3 protein-coding genes are annotated in these 2,845 nt (G+C 79.9%); all 3 read left to right on the top strand.

The genetic code is table 11. From position 1 onward, the window contains the following. Window positions 1-1,203, top strand: a 1,203-nt coding sequence (locus tag ACFVXK_RS37965) for an AMP-binding protein (protein WP_389621765.1), incomplete at its 5' end; no start/stop codon positions are given. Further along, on the top strand, window positions 1,200-1,955 hold the full coding sequence (locus tag ACFVXK_RS37970) for a glycosyltransferase (protein ID WP_389621768.1): 756 nt from the start codon (window positions 1,200-1,202) through the stop codon (window positions 1,953-1,955). The genes ACFVXK_RS37965 and ACFVXK_RS37970, both read left to right, overlap by 4 nt. Then, on the top strand, window positions 1,952-2,845 hold an 894-nt coding region (locus ACFVXK_RS37975; RefSeq protein ID WP_389621771.1), incomplete at its 3' end, for a cytochrome P450. The genes ACFVXK_RS37970 and ACFVXK_RS37975, both read left to right, overlap by 4 nt.

Here is a 2,845-nt window from a genome sequence, read left to right on the forward strand (position 1 = left end):
GTGCTGCGGGCCCGGCTGGAGCTGGCCCGGCCTGCGCTGGTGCTGGCCGACGCGGCCGCGCAGGCGGTGGCGGGCTGGGCGGCGCCGCTGGCCCGGCGGGCCCGGCTGGAGCTGCCGGAGCTGGCCGCGCTGGGGCCGGTGGCCACCGTCGGGCCCCGGCTGCCGGGCTGCGCGCCCGCGCTGGACCTCGGGGCCCCGCGGGCGGGGGTGCCGGCGGGGTGCGAGGGGGACGGGGACGCGGTGGTGGTGTTCACCTCCGGGACCACCTCCCGGCCGCGTGCGGTGGTGCACACGCGGGCGGGGCTGGCGGCCGGGATGGAGACGGTGGCCTCCCTCTTCGACGCCCGCGGCGGCGCGCCCGTGCTGGGCGGGACCTTCTTCGTGCTGGTGCCCTCGCTGGCGCAGGGCGCGCCGGTGGCACTGCCGGCCCGCACCCCCGTCGTGCTGGCCCGGCAGCTGGCGCGGCTGGCGCCCCGGGACACGTACCTGACCCCGCCGCAGCTGCGGGACGCGCTCGGGGCGGGGGCCCGGTTCGGGGGCCGGGTGTGGACGGGTTCGGCCCCGGCGAGCGCGGCGCTGCTGGGGCGGGTGCGGGCGGCGGGGGCGCGGGAGGCGTGGGGGGTGTACGCGCTGACGGAGCTGTTCCCGGCGGCCGCCGTGGAGTCCCGGGAGAAGGCCGCCTTCGACGCGGCCGGGGACCTGGTGGGCGCCCCGCTGCCCGGGGTGCGTACGGCGGTGGACGCGCGGGGGCAGCTGCTGCTGACCGGCCCGGCCGCCCGGGACCGCTACCTGGGCGAGGAGCCCGACCCGTGGGTGCGTACCGGTGACCGGGCGCGGCTGGACGGGGCGGGGCGGATCGTGCTGGAGGGGCGCTGCAAGGACATGGTGCTGCGGCGGGCGGAGAACATCTACCCGGGGCTGTACGAACCGGGCCTGCACGTGCCGGGCGTGGAGCTGGGCGTGCTCGTCGGGGTGCCGGCGGGCGACGGGGACGAGCGGCTCGTCGCGGTGGTGCAGCCGCAGCGCGGGGTGCCCGAACCGGCGCTGCGCGCGGCCCTGTCGGAGCCCTTGCGGGCGATGGGCACGGCCCGGCCGGACGCGCTGCTGTTCGCGCGGATCCCGCTGTCGGGGCGCTCGCGCAAACCGGACCGGGCGGCGGTGTCGGCGCTGGCGGCGGCCCGGCTGGGCGGGGGTGTGCGGTGAACCTGTGGGTGGTGGTCCCGGCGTACGACGAGGCGGGGTCGATCGGGGCGACCCTGGCGGCGCTGGCCGCGCAGGAGGACGGGGACTTCCGGCTGGTGGTCGTCGACAACGCCTCGACGGACGGCACGGCCCGGATCGTACGGGAGTTCGCGCGCTCGGCGCCGTTTCCCGTCGAGCTGGTCCACGAACCCGAACCCGGGGCGGGGACGGCGGCCGACACCGGGTTCCGGTACGCGGTACGGGGCGGGGCGCGCCTGTTGCTGCGTACGGACGCGGACTGTCTGCCGGCCCGGGACTGGACGGCCGTGGCCCGCGCGGAGTTCGCACGGGGGGCGGAGATGCTGTGCGGGCGGAGCGTGCCGCGCCGGGACGAGCGGCCCGGGTTCGCGCAGGCCCGGCTGCTGCCGGCGCTGGTGCGGCTGTCGGCGCTGTACGGCCGGTGGCGGCCCGCGCACCGTGGCCCGCGCTTCCGGGCCCCGTACGTGCTGTGCCACGGCCACAACCTCGGCATCACGGCCGAGCTGTACGTCCGCTGCGGCGGGGCGCCGCGGGAGCCGCTGGAGGAGGGCTCGGAGGACGTCACCCTGCTCAACCGGGCGCGCGAGCACAGTGCGCGCGTCGTGCGCTGCGAGCGGCTGGTGGTGGAGAACAGCCTGCGGCGGCTGCGTTCCTGGGGTGCGCGGCGCACCTTGCTCTGGTACTGGGACCGGCGTTACCGGCCCGTCGACATGAAAGAGGTCCACGTCCGATGACCAGCTCCCACACCCGGGCCCACACCCGGGCCCGCAGGCGGGACCGCCGGGTGTACCTGGGCGGCCATCCCCTCCTCTTCGGGCTGCTGGCCGCGACGCGCGGGAGCGGGGTGCGGCGGCTCGGCGGCACGGTGCTGGTGCACGACGCGCAGGCGTACCGGCAGGCGCTGAACCGGCTGCCGCTGGACCGGACGGCGGCGGGGACGACGGGCGGGGCGGCGCGGGAGGCGCTGGGGGGAGGCGTGCTGTTCGACGAGGAGGGCGGCGGGCACCGGGCCGGCCGGCGCGGCCTGGCCGAGGCGTTGGGGGCGGCGGGGGTGGAACGGCTGCGGGAGGTGTGGCGGCCGCTGCTGGAACGGGGGCTGGCGCCGCTGGGGCGGGGCGGGGAGGTGGAGGTGGTGGCGCTGGCGCGGGAGCTGGCGGGGTCGGTGGTGTGCGCCCTGCTGGACTGCGCGGCCGACCCGCTGGTGCTCGCGCGGGCTTCGGCCGAGGCGGCGGCGGCCTCGGTACGGGACCACCTGCCGGGCCTCCCCCGGCCGGGCGCGGCGGCGGAGGCGGCCCGGGCGGCGGAGCGGCTGCGCGCCCTGCTGCCCGGCGGGGACCCCCTGTCGGCGATGCTCGCGGTGGCGGCGGTCAACACGACGGTGGCGGCGCTGCCGCGGGCGGTGGCGTGGTGCGCGGACGCCGGGCTGTGGGGGCAGGCCGCGGACGCGGAGCTGCGGCCCCGGCTGGCGGAGGAACTGCTGCGGGTGACGGCGGCCTCGCCGGTGCTGCCCCGGGTGGCGGCGGCGGACGGGGTGGTCGGGGGCTGCCCGGTGCGGGGCGGGGACCGGCTGCTGCTGGTGGCCCGGCACGCGGCGCAGGCCCACGGGCGCGACCCGGACGGCCGC

Origin of the sequence: Streptomyces sp. NPDC058157 (assembly GCF_042884105.1) — a bacterium.
Taxonomy (GTDB): domain Bacteria; phylum Actinomycetota; class Actinomycetes; order Streptomycetales; family Streptomycetaceae; genus Streptomyces.